The following is a 16156-nucleotide window of genomic DNA, read 5'->3' as shown; positions in this document are numbered from 1 at the left end:
GAACCAGAAGAGATTGAACTCATGGAAGCACGTTTATCTAAATTAATCAAAGAGTACCCAGGGATTACAGAAGAAATGAAAGCTATGTTCTATATGGCCTATACACGCGGCTTTAGTGACGCATGGTGGAATGCTAAACATTAAATAATAAAGAGGGGCTTGCTTCGTAGCAGCCTCTTTTTATTATTACTAGGATGGTTAAGAACGATTCTGAGTTCGTATTATTTTATTAATGTATTAATAGGACATTGCGTTATGGTAAAAACTAAATTGCGGATATGTATATTCTTAGAAGTAGAGACCTTGGAAGTTGAATGAATATGGGAGTTATATACGATGCTGAAAGTAATTGAAAGCGTATGGAGAAATCCATTTTCATTGAGATGGCTTTTCGGGCTGAAGCTCGTTTTTGATTTAGTCTTGGCAGGGGCGTTTTATTATGAACACTCGCTTGCGATCTTTAGGACACTAAGCATTGTTGTACTCTCCTTGACGGTTTTTCTTTTCGTTAATCTATTTTACTCCAGCATAAAAAAACAATGGATTTTGCACCTGCTGATCATCGATTTCTTGGTATCTGCCTCATATGGCTATGTTTATATCGGAGGCAATTTCCCTAATGATTTATTTAACGGAATTACGGCTTTAGCGATCTTCATGTTTGCAAAGAATACCCGAGTGCTCATCATCTCTTGTATATTGTTACTTTTGCTCTATGTGATTACAATGGGCAGCATTGATTGGCATATGTATCAACGGTTTGATGAAACAAGCTATTATATTTCCTGTTCGTTTATTGTGTTCGCTTGTATTGTGAGTATTTTGATTAAATTTCATCAAAAAGCACGTATGGACACAATACAACTATATGCACAATTGATGCATTCCCATGAACGGCTGCAAGAGTATGTAAGCAAGACAGAGGAGTGGGCAGCCGCGAGGGAAAGAGTGAGAATTGCACGGGATATTCATGATACGGTTGGCCATAAACTGACGGCATTGTTGGTTCAAATGCAAGTCGCACGCAAATTAAGTAAGTTGGATACTTTACGTAGTGAGCAAGCATACTTGGAAGGTGAGGATTTAATTAGGTCTGCTTTACAAGAGGTGCGTTTTTCCGTAAGGGCTATACGAGACGAGCCTATTACATCAACATCTTTAAATGAAAACCTTAAAAGCTTAGCAGAAGAGTTTACCAAATTTGCCAAGGTGCATACCATTTTTGAAGTCGAAGGTATCCCCATTGCCCTTCCTGGAGATCTTCAATTAACGGCTTATCGAATTGTACAGGAGTCCCTTACCAATGCTCAGAAGCATGGTCATGCGACCAAAGCTCTTATTTTGTTAAACTATGCCCAAACCGTATTATCTCTTAGTATACGTAATGATGGAGAGTTGCCTGCTAAACTTAAAATGGGGTTTGGATTGAAAAATTTACAAGAAAGGGTGAAGGAGTGGAACGGAGAAGTACATTTTAAGATGAATCAGAAGACAGGCTTTGCAGTTGAAATTAAATTTCCATATTCTAAGAAGGAAATGGAGCGACAAAATTGAAAATCCTGATTGTCGACGATCAGCGATTGATGAGAGACGGACTTGCGACCATCATCGGTCTGGAGCCGGGGATGGAAGTAGTTGGAACAGCCGAGGATGGGAGAGATGCTTTTGCTAAAGTAGTCGAATGGGAACCAGATGTCGTTTTAATGGATATACGAATGCCGGGAATGGATGGCATTGAAGGATCAGAATTGATCCTTAAGCACTTTCCAAGGACGAAGGTATTGATTCTAACAACATTCGATGATGCAGAACTCATCTTGAAAGTGTTGGAGAAAGGCGTTCATGGATATTTATTGAAGGATATGCCGTCCGAGGCGATTATTAGTGCTATTCAATCCGTGTACTGTGGAGGAACGGTGTTTCAACACGATATCACGAGGATGCTTCTCAAAGAATATAAAAAATTGTCAGATATGAACCTGGGTCAGGAACACCCATTAAGTAAAAATGAGCCGGATGAGCTGAGACAATTAACGGAACGAGAGAAAGAAGTACTCGCATTACTGGGACAAGGTCTCAATAATAAAGAAATTGCTGGCTTGCTGTCTCTTACAGAGGGTACTGTGAAAAATCACGTTTCCAATCTGATAGCGAAGTTGGGGTTACGTGACAGGACGCAAGCAGCTGTATTTTCCGTACGTCATCTTATTTGAATGTGGGGCATGACTTTTGGCACGGAATCATGAAATTTATCATGGTTTACGATCAAATGTTTGGCCTCTTTTTTATGCATTTCATGACTTTTCACAGATTTGATTTCATTTTATCCATGTTAAACTAAGAGTATAAGTAAGAGCTTTTCGTTGCAGGCCTATTCCTATTTATTAACATCCGATGAAATAAACCGTTGTTTTCAAACGGTTTATTTTTTTCTTGAAAAGTTATCCGAGTGAGGCAAGATGGCAAGATGCAAAAGACGCATGAGTGGGAAGTGAGAGTATGAAATTAGTTGAAAAAGGGAGAGATTGCATGAAAAAGGGCTGGTTTGAACTGGAAAAACATAAGCATGATAATTGTTATTGCGGTGAATGCTCTAAAATGTGGGTAATTCATATTTATTCGTATCAAATTGAAAATGAAGATGAAGATTATTCGTCACCAGATGTAACCTTGATCTTGAATACGGCAAAAGAGAACGGCAACGGTTATTACTTGATGGAATTTTCTATTTCATATATAGGCCGCGCCGTTATGTTTGATGAAGCAACTGCGCTGGTCAAAAGATTAGATGAGATTAGTAGCAAAAGTGATTCAGTTAGTTTGACCGAGCATTTGGAAGTCTGCTACGAGTTTTTTGATGTGGAAAACCCAAACAAAAGTCAATCCAATTCCACTCTAAATCAAATGGTTTGGAAATAGCAGTATAAAGACATCTAAGCAGTGAGCTAATGTCGACATGGTTGCAGCCCCTTTAAGTAGAAACTCAGAAAAATCCTTATCATACCATAAGGAATGGGTTCAACTTGGAGGGGATTTTTATTTGTTACGCTCACTTTTGTAACATTTAAAATATTAATAGATAGTTACTTGCAATATTATTTTGTTCGTGGTAAAGTGTGTATTGTAACTAATAAACTAAATATAGTAGGTTACATATATAAGGAGGAGATCATATGAATCAAGTGAAAACATTGCTTAATGGATGTGATTGCAGCTTCGACAAGAGGACCGAATACCTGTCTCTGGTGGAACAGAGTGTGTAAGGTGTCTTTACTGTCTTCAACGCGACGTTGGTTATCATTTGTAATTAGCGGAGGAGTTGTGGGAAATGAATATAAAGAAATATAAACAAATAATAATTGTGTTTCTTCTCATTATTTTATTGGTTGGATCTTTTACTGAAATTAATTGTTTTTTGAACTACTAAGAGTAAGTGAGGGGATTCTCCATCCCGCATAGATCATAGAGGAGTATGGGGAAATGAAATTTAAAAAAAGTACATTAGTTGTGTTACTAATTGCTCTAATAGTCTTTATTGTTTATCCCTTTTATAGTTATTTTCATAAAAAAGAAGAAATGTTAAAGGCGCAAGAGGTTTTAACGATAGGTGACGAAAATTCGAGCATGCCTTACGAAACCGCTATATTTGCTGGTGGTTGCTTCTGGCCTATGGAAGAGATTTTCGAAAATCTTGACGGTGTCTTACAAGTTGAAAGTGGTTATACAGGAGGACATAAGGAAAATCCCACCTATGCGGAAGTGAGTTCTGAAACTACAGGACATCTCGAATCGGTGAAAGTTCGTTATAACCCGAATCAGATTACAAAGCCGAGGATGAACACCAGGATTATTACAAGAAAAATTCAATCTTCTACAAGATGAGTGAACAAGGATCTAATCGAGATAAGTAGCTTTTATCCATAATTAATTACAATGGAGGGGTTATTGAATGAGAGATGAATTCGCATTTCGTATATTTAACAAACACGTGAATCAATTGATTAATGTATTCAATCAATGTCCGCCGGAGAAACGCAGAGTCATTCCAGAAGGATTTAAAAACAACATCCATTGGCATCTAGGGCACGTTCTTTTCATTACAGAATTCGATGTACTCGGTCTTTCCGGGCAACCTATGGGCCTTCCGGAAAACTATAAAGCCTTTTTCGCTTACGGTTCGAAACCTGCGAAATGGAAAGAAGAACCGCCTGAGTGGGATGTATTAATGGCCAAGCTGATCGAACTCCGAAATTATGTCAATGAGACTTTGAAGGATAGATTAGATGAACCCGTGAAAGAGAACTCCTTGCAAGCCCAAAATATCGGAGAACTCATCTACTCGACTACGTTGCATTTGTTCTATCACCAAGGAATTGTTTACGGCATGATGAAATCGCTGAAATCGATAGCTGCCGAGGTTCAAAGCGAGGTTAAAGATGTTTTGACGACGGGTAATGAAAACACTGATAGTTCGTCCGATACTGCTATTTTTGCGGGTGGCTGCTTCTGGCACATGGAAGATACTTTCCAGAAGCTTGACGGCGTCTATAGTGTGTATTCCGGCTATACGGGTGGAAATAAAAAAAATCCGACCTATAACGAAGTCGTTTCTCATACTACGGACCATCTCGAATCGGTCGAAGTACATTATAATCCGAATGTGATTACGTATGATGAGTTGCTCCGAGTTTTCTGGCGAAACGTAGATCCTACGGATACGGGCAGTCAATCGGCCATCTTTTTCACAAGTAATGAACAACAAGAGTTGGCAGAAGCATCCCGAAAGCAATTGGAAGCATCCAAAGGGTTCAATAAACCGGTTGTAACGAAGGTCGCTGCTGCAAACACGTTTTACAAAGCCGAGGACGAACATCAGGACTTTTACGAAAAAGCCCGCTCAACTAAAAGGTACAGGTTGAGTGAGTTCTTCTCCGGCCGCGGATTTAATTTTGAACACTATTTGGGGGAGTGATGGAGAAATGAAAACTAGCTCAAATCAAGGATTTAATAGAGATTTTAACAAAGAAGATAAGTTGAAGACGTTGACTAAACTCCAGTATAACGTAACGCAGCATGGCATGGACGAGCAGCCGTTTGGTAACGAATATTGGGATAACGAGGAAGAGGGGATTTACGTAGATATCGTTTCCGGTGAGCCTTTGTTTAGCTCGAAGGACAAATTCGATGCGTGTACTGGCTGGCCTAGTTTCACAAAGCCACTGGAATCAAACAGCGTAGTGCTTAAACGCAAAGATTTTTTGGGGACCGAAGTTAGAAGCCAGAATGCGGATTCCTTCCTAGGCGACGTGTTCAAGGACGGACCTGGACCAACGGGTTTACGATTCTGCGTGAATTCGGCAGCTATGGAATTCATTCCGAAAGCGGATCTTGAAAAAAGAGGATATGGCGCTTATGCCGCGCAATTCAATAATGAATAAGATATTATCGATTCCTTGAAACAATGTCAGAGCTTAAATGAATAAAGGCGACTTAGCATTCAATCCTGAATGAAAAGTCGCCTTTATTTTTCGCATGCACTTCCGAATAGGCTGATTCATATGATATTTAATCAGGTGGGCTAATGACTCGGAAGGCAGGGATTAGTATGGTTGCTTCAAATTTTAACTTCGCCGCGCCGACGGCACAATTTTCGAGTGACATGAGCAACAATCTTTTTTTCAAGAAAGACGCTCGAAATTATATTAATGTGCTTAATATTAATCAGTTGAACACGCTGGGGAATGTTTCGTTGCTGGATGTTTATCTAACCGCGGGCAGTGTCATCGAACCGCATTATCATCAAAATTGCTCGGAGCTTATTTATTGCATCTCAGGTGCTGGATTCGTATCCATCGTGAACCCCTATACGAAAAAATTAATGCATTTCTCGGTAAAGCCGGGCCTAGTGGTTAACGTGCCTCAAGGCTGGTGGCATTATGACGGTGCAACCGAGGATAATACGCACTTCTTGGCTGTTTTCGATGCGCCTGTCGCGGATATTATTTTAGGATCCGACATCCTAAGATTGACGCCAAGTAATGTGTTAGCCTATTCCTACTGTCTGAACGAAGCTCAAGTGCAGAAGGCGTTGGCACCGCTTCACGATTCCGTTATCATCGGGCCGCCTTCAGACTGCAAGCCTGCTCAGGTTGGTGGTGCACGAACGGACTCGGCCGCCAATTACTACGGCATGAATGCCGCGGGTTATGTTCAGCGCCCATCGTACACTGCCAGCTCCCCCCAGCATTCGCAGACGATTGGGAACGGATGGGAGCATAGATAACGAATGAAGTACTTGATTATTTTCTAATGGGCAAGTCCGCTATTTCAGTTGTTTTTGTTGCAATCCCCAAGAAGCTTATGCAGCATGATCTTTTGTTCGTCAAAAGGTTGTGCCTATTTGCTTTCTATGTCGCTGGGTAAATTTGCACAAGGTTGGGTATTTAACTAGTGATTTACAAAGATAGTTAATTATCGTTATGTTTCTGAAAATAATCGTGTAGAGATCTCTTTGATTTCATTCCTATAATGGACATGAATGTAATTACATTGTACAAGGAGAGATTTTATGCGAGTAAGGATTACGAAATGGGTAGCTTTATTCATGCTTTTGTTATTGACGGTCCCTCCCAACGCGGGTATTGGCATTCAAACTGCTTATGCGGAAAGTCAAACCTACGAAGCAGAAGCCACGGTTAATATTTTAAGCGGTAACGCCTCAGTTGCCGAATGCACCGTATGCTCGGGAGGAAAGAAGGTAGGCGGTCTCTATCAAGGAAGCTCGCTGCAATTCAACGGCATTACCGTGAACGAAGCTGGAAGCTACAAAGTGTCGGCATCTTACATATCCGGCGATCCTCGTTCGGTGAACATCCGTGTAAATGGAGGTAGTGCGGAAAACTTCGATTTTCCCAAAACGGCTGACTGGAACACAGTTGGCACTTTTGATGTCACGCTTCAACTAAATGCGGGTACGAATACAATCGTGTTTGACGATGGAAATTGGTATTCGCCGGACATTGATAAAATCGTAATCGCTTCCACTGTAACCCAAAATCCTGGAGGAGGTGGTGGAGGCGGAACACAACCGGCATTCGCACAATATTACGAGGCTGAGTCTGCTGTTAATATACTTACTGGCAAAGCATCGGTGTCCAATTGCGGGAAGTGTTCAGGAGGCCAGAAAGTCGGGAATTTGTATCAAGGAAGTTCGTTGCAATTCAATCAAATCCAAGTGAATGCTCCTGGTATCTACTCAGTGAAACTGTACTATATTTCCGGTGATCCCAGGTCTGTTCAAATTAGTGCAAACGGAGGGGCGTCTGAGCTGTATGATCTGCCGAAAACGACGGATTGGAATACGATCGGCACGTTTGACGTCGATCTTAATTTAAAGGTGGGCAGCAACACGATCATCTTGTCTGACGGCGATTCTTACTCCCCTGATATCGATAAGATCGCGGTTTCGCCTAAAATCGTAACCTATGAAGCAGAAGCTTCCGCTAACACACTTGCTGGCAAAGCAAGCATTTCGAATTGCAGCAGCTGTTCTGAAGGCAAAAAAGTCGGCAATTTATATCAAGGCAGCTCCTTGAAATTTAATGGCGTTGAAGTGGGTTCAACGGGGAATTATCAAGTAACGGTTTCTTATATATCCGGCGATCCTCGTTCCGTACAAGTCAGTGCTAACGGTGGAGCTTCTGAGACATATGATTTTCCGAAAACACCTGACTGGAATACGGTGAAAACGTACGTTATTCCTTTAGATTTAGTGGCTGGCAGCAACACGATCCAGTTTGCTGACGGCAACGGTTACTCCCCGGATTTGGATAAAATCGTAGTCGGTCCGAAGATTGAACCGAATCCTGGCGAAGATGATAACGTCGGCAGCAACCTTGGCGATCCCGGCGAGTCGAAACAGTATGGTTCCATCACCGTTACGCATTATACATATGGTGCGACATTTTCGAACGGTGAAACTACCATTACGTACCATACGGATAGCGGACTGGCAGATTATTCATGGAAGGATGCCAAAATTGTAAAAGGCGTATACGGCAGCTTACAATTGGGCGAACTTGTCACCAGTAAGAGTTATACCCATCATACCTTAACGGATGCTGCGGTCGTCCCGGTTCATGACGGTTTCGGTACGGGGCTTCGTTTTACCGTCATCAACGAGTCTCCTGGTAAACCTACGCTTCATCAAATCTATACCGTGTATGAAGGAAAGAGCTTCTTTCTGACTCAGTTAAAAGCGGTAAACACTTCAGCCATGACGACGAATACCATAGCTCCTGTTGTTGTGAACAATAGTGGCGGTGTGGATATTGGAAGCTATGCGGATAACAGAGCGCTATTTGTCCCATTTGATAATGATAATTGGATTCGGTATAAGGCACAATCCATCAACACTTCGAATACGGGGTATGAAGTAACAGCTATTTACGATAACGCGAATCGGAATGGTCTCGTGATCGGGTCTGTCACTCACGATACGTGGAAGACGGGTATTAGCTGGAACGGGTTTAATAATAAATTGAATAACCTCACGGTGTATGGCGGAGCATCTTCCAACGTGACGCACGACGCTGAGCCTCACGGAAGCGTTTCTGGTAATGAAATAACATCACCAACCGTGTTTGTCGGATATTTTGCAGATTATCGTGAAGGTCTCGAGGAATATGGACGTGCGAACGCTGTATTCACTCCGCCTTTAAGCTTCCACGGCTCTATTGCCCAAGAAGTTCCGGTAGGCTGGAACAGTTGGGGGGCCTACGGCAGTAATCTAACCTATCAAGATGTAATAGATACGTCGAATTACTTCAAGACTCACCTTCAAAATAATAATTTTAACAACAAAGGCGCACTCTACATTAACTTGGACTCCTATTGGGACAATTTATCGGATAGTCAGCTGCAAAGTGCGGTGACAACAATTCGCCATAATGGTCAGCAAGCCGGTATTTATTGGGGACCCTTCGTCTACTGGGGCACGAATATGAGTCAGACGGTTGAGGGTACGAACAATCAATATACGTACGGCGACATCGTATTGAGGGATAGCACGGGGAAGATCTTGCCTACGCTGGACGGTGCTTATGCGCTTGATCCGACTCATCCAGGTACGAAGGCACGAATGAATTATTATTTAGGCAAATTTAAAGCTTTAGGTTTCACTTATATCAAATTGGATTTCTTAACGCACGGTTCTTTGGAAGGGAAGCATGCGGATCCTACTGTGACCACGGGTATTCAAGCTTATAATCAAGGGATGGCGTACGTGAATCATGTCATTGACGGCAGCATGTTTATAAGTGAATCGATTGCGCCGTTATTCCCTAGCCAATATGCACACAGCCGTCGAATCTCATGCGATGCATATGGCAAAATAAGTGAAACAGAATATGAGCTGAATTCGCTTACCTATGGTTGGTGGCAGAATGGTACGATTTACCCGTACACCGACCCAGATCATATGTCGTTGTCGAGGGCAAGTTCCATGGACGAGGCGCGCAGTAGAGTGAATTCCGCCGTTATTTCGGGCACCGTTTTCTTGAATTCTGATGATGTTCATAATGAGACCGCACAAGCCTATATGAACGAATTATTGACAAACAAGGAAATCAACCGAGTTGCTTTGCTAGGTAAAGCTTTCCAAGCGGTCGAAGGGAATACCGGAGCAAATGCTGCCGATACTTTCGTACTAAATAACAATGGAATTTATTATGTGGCGGTCTTCAATTACAACGGAGCTTCCTCTTCGACGAAGTCCATCGATTTGGCCCGTGCGGGATTGAATGGCATCAGTGACTATCTACGAACGGATCTATGGACAGGAGCCGAGGATAAGGTAAGCGGTAAGCTGAACGTAACGCTGAAGCCCGCCGAGTCTAAACTATTTAAGCTTCAGCTAGATACTGTACCTCCTACGACTAACATCATCTTGGATGGGATCAGCGGTTCCGGCACTTTTACCAACAAAGACATCAACATGACCTTCAACGCAGCAGATCAATCGGGAGGCACAGGCATTCTGATGACTGAATACCAGGTGAACGGCGGAAATTGGGTAACTGTTAACGGACCTGTAACGCTATCCGTGGAAGGCGTTTACAGCATTCATTATCGTTCGAAGGATCTATACGGCAATGTGGAGGAACCCAAGCAAGTGACGGTAGGCATCGATCGCACAGCACCCGTTGTCCGAATAAACGGTCCATTAACAATTTGGCAGACAGATCCGTTGAACCTGTCGGTTCAGATCACGGATGCATTAAGCGGCGTAAGCAATAGCAGCCTACAACTGGATAAGAAAATCACGGGCAATCCAATTCAAGCTGCCCCTGCATCTTTAGCTGTTGGAAACCATGTGATCGAGATAACCGGGACAGATCTGGCCGGAAATGTGACGGCGAATACGTATACGCTGCAGGTACAGATAGATACCAATCATTTCATGGATCTCATCAACATCGGTGTTGCGAATGGTTCGATCACCATTTCAGACAAAGGCAAGGAGCTGCTTGCCAAAGTGGAAGCGATTGTGCGCAGCCATAATAAAGAAGCGAATGTCCTGCAATTAAAAGCGCTGCGAATCTTTGTGCAAGTTTTAACTGTCGGCAAGAAGATCACCAAAGAGTTCTCTGACATTCTCATTGCCGACATCGATTACTTCATCCAAAATGCCAGTAAATAGCCATAAGGAAAAGGGGCTCTTTCAAGAGCCCCTTGTTTCACATTTTCAATTATGCTTGAGAACTAATACCGTGCAGCGGAATACGAATTTGCGCCTTCGTTCCGATGCCGAACTTACTATAAAGTATAACACCGTATTCGTCGCCAAATGCTAATTTGATCCGCTGGTCAACATTGGTAATCCCATATCCCGAGACGTTATCGGTTTTATTCAGAGCACGTTCCAGCGTTTCAGTCCGCATGCCCATCCCGTCGTCAATCACTTCCAGATAAATATCGCGATCATCCTTGTACACTTTTATGATGATATTAATTCCCACTTCATCATCCCAAATGGCATGATTGATGGCGTTTTCGACAAATGGCTGCAACCCCAGCTTGACCGTCTGATAAACAAGTACAGAATCGTCAATCACATAGTGGAGTCGAAGAAGTCCCTCGAACCTGCGCTGCTGGATGGCAATGTAATATTGAGTGAGTTTGATTTCTTCACTGATGGGCAATATCATTTTTCCTTTATTTAAGGAAATTCGGTAAAACTTGGCGAGGTGTGAGACCATTTCATTAATTGTGTTATTTCCATGCTTAACAGATAATGCAGAGATAGACGCCAGCGTGTTATATAAAAAATGCGGATTGATTTGGGCTTGCAGCATTTTCATTTCCGCTTCTTTCTTCGAAATTTCCTTCTTGTAGACCTCATTGATCAATTCTTTCAGACGACCTATCATTTTTTGAAATGCAAATGATAACTGACCAATTTCGTCATGCCCCATAAAAGTCATGTTGACATTGAAATCTTCCCGTTCTACCCGCCGGATGACTTGAAGCAGGGATTCAATCCGTTTGGTGAAGAAGCGTGCGGTAATATAAATTAAAACAACGGAGATCGCTATACTGCTTAAAGCCATGATTAGAATTCGCTTAGAGGCGATTTGAGCGTTCGTAATAAAGCTCTTGTATGGGATGACGGAAATTGTTTTCCAGCCGTTCTTGATCGTGTTGTAAACGACGAGTGATTTCTCGCCGTTGTACATGCTATCGATGCTTCCTGAGTTGTTCTCCCCGAAAGTAGCGGGGATCAATGTGCTGATATTTTGGTTCAGAAGCGCTTTGTTGCGGTTAGATAAGATATTGCCGTTCTCGTTAACGATATAAATATCCTTTTGTTTATCTTCCTTCTCCATGAGCCGATAAATGTCGGCTTCGGCAATATCGAACGTAAGTATACCGTAAGGAAAGTTAAGGCTGTTGTTATTGAGCAAACGCGCCAGCGTGAAAACAGGCTCAGTGGCATCTGTAGTTGGGGAAACGCTGTATGTCACATTACCGTGAGAGTTGGCGATAGACGCGTACCAATTGGTAGCTTTTGCTGCCGCATCAATTCGCTTAATATACACGCTATCCGCAGGAAATGTTGTATTGCTTATGTAGATGGATACCGCCCGAATATCGGGATTCGTCGCCAATACATTTTTCATCACATTATTGAAGTAAATATAGGAATCCAAGTACTCTGTTTCGTTTTCGGTGTAATCTTTGATCAATAGCAGACGTAGTGTATTATCCAAATAAATGGATGCTGATATTTTCGAATAGGAATCAAGCTTCGTTTCCAAGTTTGTGTTAATTTGATCGGTTGTTGCAATCATATTGGAGTAGATTTGCGTTGTTAACTCCTGTTTGGTGGTGTCATAGGAATATTTGACGAAAAATAATAACGGTAAGATCGAAACGATGCAAAAGACGGCGAATGATTTGCGGTGCAAACTGAGATTAAGAAACGTTCTGGCTGCAAACCGGAGTGGCAATGGCAATTGTCTTTGTTTCATAAAAGTTTCTTCCTGTATTCATTGGGGGTCGTTCCTTTGAATTTCTGAAATACTGAGCAAAAATAAGAGACGTTTTCGTATCCAACGGATGCAGCAATCTCATGGATTTTTTTGGATTTATCTTTTAGCAGTTCAGTAGCATGATGAATCCGTACACGTGTCAAATATTCCAATATCGTTTCTCCTGTTTTTTCCTTAAATAAGGTTCGTACGTAATTAGGTGAAAGATACACTTGTTTAGCGATATCCTCGATGGTTAACTGTCTGCTGTAGCTGCGGTCGATGAGACTAGCGAGTTGATGAACGATATGGAGATTCTTGTCCTTGTCCTTTTCCTTCATGAGGGAGAGGATGGAAAGGCAGACATCCAGGATGTGATCTTCGATTTCATTTATGGTTGAATAATTGGCTATTCGCTTCCAATCGTCGACATACATTGAATTGATGGAGTCACCACCGATTAAATTGGTAAAATGCTGCTCTATGGCCATAATTAGGCGCAACGAGCTTGAGCATACTAGATCCCGGTCGACCCTCGAGGTGCGCATTTCGTCAAAGAAGTCTTGAATCACGGTGATGCCTGCAGATTCCTGTAAGTGGGAAATGGCATGACAAAGTGATGCAATTGCCGGTTCAGGGTTCACCTCTTTGTACACTGGCTCGACAGCTTGATCGGCCTTTGTACATGATCCCAAGCCGAAATAAAATTTGCTTTCATTCGCGCGTTTAGCGCCTGCAGTTAATTCGTATAGGCTATCCAAGCCCATACTAACGTTGGATACACCGATTGAAATGATAGCGTTGTTTCTCTCGTTTACATACCGAATTAGTAGATCCGATACATGGCAAAGCTCTAACGACGCTGTATCAAGCTTGTGACAAAGAAGTACGAAGGTTCCTTCTTTGATTGGACAGAGAAAGGAACGAGGTATTTCCGCCTGCGCGAAATTGCGGATAAGTGTCACGAGTTCTGCACCATAATTGCTAGCAGGGTCAACCGTCATATATAAAATTTGAAAAAAACCGTTCGATGGTATCTGGGATGGCAGCAATAACAGCTTCTCGATCCATTGTGATCTAATCATGGGACTGCTTTCCAGGAGCAGTTCCCTCAGATATGATTCCTTTAGTACTTCCGAAGTTTGGGAGGAGATCCGGAATTCCTCGCACTTCTGTTTGACTTTCTCCATTAAATGCTGGAGCTCTCCCATGTCGAGAGGCTTCAACAAATAACCGATTGCTTCCACGGACAGAGCTGCTTTAATATAGTGAAACTCATCGTGACCACTCAGGAATACGATCTGGACATTGCGATTGATCTGTTTGGCCCGCCTGCTGAATTCCAGCCCATCCATAATTGGCATACGGACGTCCGTTAATATGATATCAGGTCGAAGTTCCTCCATGCGTTGAAGCGCTTCTCTGCCGTTCTTCGCCGTTCCAGCGACACGAATGCCCATGTCTCCCCAACGAACGTAATCGGCCAGCATCTCGAGCTCTATTTTCTCATCGTCTACAAGCAATATGCTGTACATTGAAAGCGTTACCACCTTTCTGAACGCTTAATCTTACCAAATGTATTGTAAAACGTATAGCTCAAATAAACAATGACCTCGCAAAAGGATCGTTCATTTGGAATATGTTTCTGAAGAAACTTGTATAGAATTTCCTTTTGCTCATTCCTATAATGAGAATATACAAAATGATTATGGTTGTGACGGAGTGGCACAAGCCGCCGCAGCCTGGAAAAGGCAGGTTATTCATATGGAAGTGCGACTTAAAAGGATGAAGGGGCAAAAATATTTATACCTAATGATCCTGCCCGCCTTCATCTCTACCATCTTATTTTCATATGGTCCGATGTTCGGCTTGTACATGGCGTTCATCAACTACTCGCCTGGCGGAGGTTCTTTTTTTCACCAGTTCTTTACGAGCAAGTTTGTTGGCTTCGAGTGGTTTCGGTACTTCTTCACAAGCGGTGATTTTTATATCATCATGCGCAATACATTAGCGCAAAGCTTCTTATCGCTGTTGGTTGGATTTCCAGCACCAATTCTGTTGGCCCTTATGATCAATGAGGTGAAGACCGGCGTATTCAGAAAATTGGTACAAACGGTATCTTATTTACCTCATTTTATATCTTGGGTTATTGCTGCAAACATCATCATAACGCTGCTATCTTCGCAAGGTCTAATCAACAAGTTATTGATGCTAATGAACATTACGGAACAACCGGTGCAATTTTTCCAAAATGGCCATTATTTCTGGGGGATCATTGCCGTATCCAATATGTGGAAAGATATGGGGTTTAACGCAATCATGTATTTGGCTGCAATATCCGCTATCAATCCCGAACAATATGAAGCAGCTAGAGTTGATGGTGCCAACCGCATACGCCAAATGTTTCATGTCACACTTCCGTCTTTACGCCCCACGATCGTCATTCTGGCTATTTTATCCATAGGAGGTATTTTGAACGCGGGGTTCGATCAGCAGTATTTGTTGCAAAACAACACGATATTGAAATACTCAGACGTTATCGATACCTACACGTACCGATACGGACTCCAGAATGGTATGTTCTCTTATGGTGCTGCGGTTGGGTTGTTCAAATCGGTCATTGCTTTCATCCTGGTAATCAGTGTCAACACGTTTTCCAAGCGAATGAATCAACAATCTTTGTTCTAATAAGAAATAGATAGGAAATGGTGGGTCTGAATGAGAACAAAATCGAGTGGCGATATCGTTTTCACCTGGTTCGTTTATGCGTTCCTCTTTCTGGTGTTTATTGCAACGTTCTACCCTTTCTGGAACATTCTAGTCCTGTCTCTTAACAGTGCTGAGGATACGATCCGGGGCGGTGTTTATTTCTGGCCGAGGGTGTTTTCCATAACAAGCTATGTGCAGATTTTAGGCGATCAGGAGATTATTAATGGGGTCAAAGTGACGCTAGCACGCACACTGATCGGCACACCTCTCGCTGTTCTGGTAATCAGTCTACTTTCATATCCGCTCAGCAAGCGTGATTTGGTCGGTGGGAAGTTCATCACACTTTTCTTCATATTCACGATGTACTTTGGCGGAGGCTTAATCCCATACTATATGATTTTAAAGAGTTTGCACCTTATTGATACATTCTGGGTGTACATAGCGCCAGGTCTTATGAATGTGTTTTTTATGATACTGGTACGCACATTTATTCAGCAGCTTCCTGGGGAATTAGATGAATCTGCGAAAATGGACGGTGCAAACGATCTGCAAATATTCGTCAAGATCGTATTGCCCTTGACGACTCCGGTGCTTGCTACGATCGGATTGTTTACGGCGATCGGTCATTGGAATTCTTGGTTCGATTCCTATGTATTCACCTACAAGCCTGAACTGAAGACGCTACAGGCTGTTCTCGTTAAAATTTTGAATCAATATCAGACATCTTCTATGGTGTCGGATGCGCAGCAGATGGCGGACTCGGCGAAACGCCTCGCCGTATCGTCAGATTCGATCCGTATGGCTGCAACGATCGTGGCGACGGTGCCTATTGTCATCGTTTATCCATTCTTGCAAAAATATTTTGTCAAAGGCATGACCGTGGGAGCAGTTAAAGCCTAATCCAGCTTGCTCATTCT

Annotated in this window: 12 protein-coding genes and 1 pseudogene; 11 read left to right on the top strand and 2 right to left on the bottom strand. The window is 42.5% G+C overall.

Features of this window, described 5'->3' with window-relative positions; genetic code table 11:
* Window positions 1–21: 21 nt before the first annotated feature.
* The 9 genes and pseudogenes from AC58QC_RS00970 (at window position 22) to AC58QC_RS00930 (ending at window position 10699) form a co-directional block, all read left to right on the top strand.
* Window positions 22–144, top strand: a complete 123-nt coding sequence (locus AC58QC_RS00970) for a hypothetical protein (protein ID WP_497413341.1) — start codon at window positions 22–24, stop codon at window positions 142–144.
* Between the two features lie 192 nt (window positions 145–336).
* Window positions 337–1554 (top strand): sensor histidine kinase, encoded by a 1218-nt coding sequence (locus tag AC58QC_RS00965; RefSeq protein WP_497413340.1) that lies wholly within the window; start codon window positions 337–339, stop codon window positions 1552–1554.
* Entirely contained in the window at window positions 1551–2213 is a 663-nt protein-coding gene (locus AC58QC_RS00960) for a response regulator (RefSeq protein WP_497413339.1), read from the top strand. The genes AC58QC_RS00965 and AC58QC_RS00960 overlap by 4 nt, the downstream gene beginning before the upstream one ends.
* A 286-nt stretch (window positions 2214–2499) precedes the next feature.
* Complete coding sequence (locus tag AC58QC_RS00955) at window positions 2500–2919, top strand: hypothetical protein (RefSeq protein WP_497413338.1); 420 nt, start codon at window positions 2500–2502, stop codon at window positions 2917–2919.
* Window positions 2920–3624: 705 nt separating this feature from the next.
* Window positions 3625–3822: pseudogene (locus AC58QC_RS00950) on the top strand (peptide-methionine (S)-S-oxide reductase); the annotation flags it as partial.
* 127 nt (window positions 3823–3949) lie between these two features.
* Window positions 3950–4972, top strand: a complete 1023-nt coding sequence (gene msrA / locus AC58QC_RS00945) for a peptide-methionine (S)-S-oxide reductase MsrA (protein ID WP_497413337.1) — start codon at window positions 3950–3952, stop codon at window positions 4970–4972.
* A 7-nt stretch (window positions 4973–4979) separates the two neighbouring features.
* Entirely contained in the window at window positions 4980–5438 is a 459-nt protein-coding gene (gene msrB / locus AC58QC_RS00940; protein ID WP_497413336.1) for a peptide-methionine (R)-S-oxide reductase MsrB, read from the top strand.
* A gap of 143 nt (window positions 5439–5581) precedes the next feature.
* Complete coding sequence (locus AC58QC_RS00935; RefSeq protein ID WP_497413335.1) at window positions 5582–6283, top strand: cupin domain-containing protein; 702 nt, start codon at window positions 5582–5584, stop codon at window positions 6281–6283.
* A gap of 285 nt (window positions 6284–6568) precedes the next feature.
* Complete coding sequence (locus AC58QC_RS00930) at window positions 6569–10699, top strand: OmpL47-type beta-barrel domain-containing protein (RefSeq protein WP_497413334.1); 4131 nt, start codon at window positions 6569–6571, stop codon at window positions 10697–10699.
* A gap of 49 nt (window positions 10700–10748) precedes the next feature.
* Here the strand turns inward: AC58QC_RS00930 and AC58QC_RS00925 are convergent, their stop codons facing one another.
* Both AC58QC_RS00925 and AC58QC_RS00920 read right to left on the bottom strand, forming a co-directional pair.
* A complete protein-coding gene (locus tag AC58QC_RS00925) occupies window positions 10749–12530 on the bottom strand; it encodes a cache domain-containing sensor histidine kinase (RefSeq protein ID WP_497413333.1) in 1782 nt (593 codons plus the stop codon).
* Entirely contained in the window at window positions 12527–14065 is a 1539-nt protein-coding gene (locus AC58QC_RS00920; RefSeq protein ID WP_497413332.1) for a response regulator transcription factor, read from the bottom strand. The genes AC58QC_RS00925 and AC58QC_RS00920 overlap by 4 nt, the downstream gene beginning before the upstream one ends.
* Before the next feature lie 229 nt (window positions 14066–14294).
* On the opposite strand from AC58QC_RS00920, the gene AC58QC_RS00915 reads away from it, so the two are divergent.
* Together AC58QC_RS00915 and AC58QC_RS00910 are read left to right on the top strand one after the other, a co-directional pair.
* Window positions 14295–15218 carry an ABC transporter permease gene (locus AC58QC_RS00915; protein ID WP_497413331.1) on the top strand — a complete coding sequence of 308 codons (924 nt, stop codon included), beginning with the start codon at window positions 14295–14297 and terminating at the stop codon, window positions 15216–15218.
* Window positions 15219–15248: 30 nt separating this feature from the next.
* A complete protein-coding gene (locus tag AC58QC_RS00910; protein ID WP_497413330.1) occupies window positions 15249–16139 on the top strand; it encodes a carbohydrate ABC transporter permease in 891 nt (296 codons plus the stop codon).
* The last annotated feature ends 17 nt before the right edge of the window (window positions 16140–16156 follow it).

This window comes from Paenibacillus sp. J22P51 (assembly GCF_059692215.1).
The sequence above is the reverse complement of the archived record's forward strand: the minus strand, read 5'-3'. Positions and strand labels throughout refer to the sequence as shown.

What these genes read in the sequence shown, in the direction of transcription:
- AC58QC_RS00915 (WP_497413331.1), top strand. Translation starts at nt 14,295, where the DNA reads ATGGAAGTGCGACTTAAAAGGATGAAGGGGCAAAAATATTTATACCTA.
- AC58QC_RS00920 (WP_497413332.1), bottom strand. Translation starts at nt 14,065, where the DNA reads ATGTACAGCATATTGCTTGTAGACGATGAGAAAATAGAGCTCGAGATG.
- AC58QC_RS00930 (WP_497413334.1), top strand. Translation starts at nt 6,569, where the DNA reads ATGCGAGTAAGGATTACGAAATGGGTAGCTTTATTCATGCTTTTGTTA.
- msrB (WP_497413336.1), top strand. Translation starts at nt 4,980, where the DNA reads ATGAAAACTAGCTCAAATCAAGGATTTAATAGAGATTTTAACAAAGAA.
- msrA (WP_497413337.1), top strand. Translation starts at nt 3,950, where the DNA reads ATGAGAGATGAATTCGCATTTCGTATATTTAACAAACACGTGAATCAA.
- AC58QC_RS00910 (WP_497413330.1), top strand. Translation starts at nt 15,249, where the DNA reads ATGAGAACAAAATCGAGTGGCGATATCGTTTTCACCTGGTTCGTTTAT.
- AC58QC_RS00955 (WP_497413338.1), top strand. Translation starts at nt 2,500, where the DNA reads ATGAAATTAGTTGAAAAAGGGAGAGATTGCATGAAAAAGGGCTGGTTT.
- AC58QC_RS00935 (WP_497413335.1), top strand. Translation starts at nt 5,582, where the DNA reads ATGACTCGGAAGGCAGGGATTAGTATGGTTGCTTCAAATTTTAACTTC.
- AC58QC_RS00965 (WP_497413340.1), top strand. Translation starts at nt 337, where the DNA reads ATGCTGAAAGTAATTGAAAGCGTATGGAGAAATCCATTTTCATTGAGA.
- AC58QC_RS00925 (WP_497413333.1), bottom strand. Translation starts at nt 12,530, where the DNA reads ATGAAACAAAGACAATTGCCATTGCCACTCCGGTTTGCAGCCAGAACG.
- AC58QC_RS00970 (WP_497413341.1), top strand. Translation starts at nt 22, where the DNA reads ATGGAAGCACGTTTATCTAAATTAATCAAAGAGTACCCAGGGATTACA.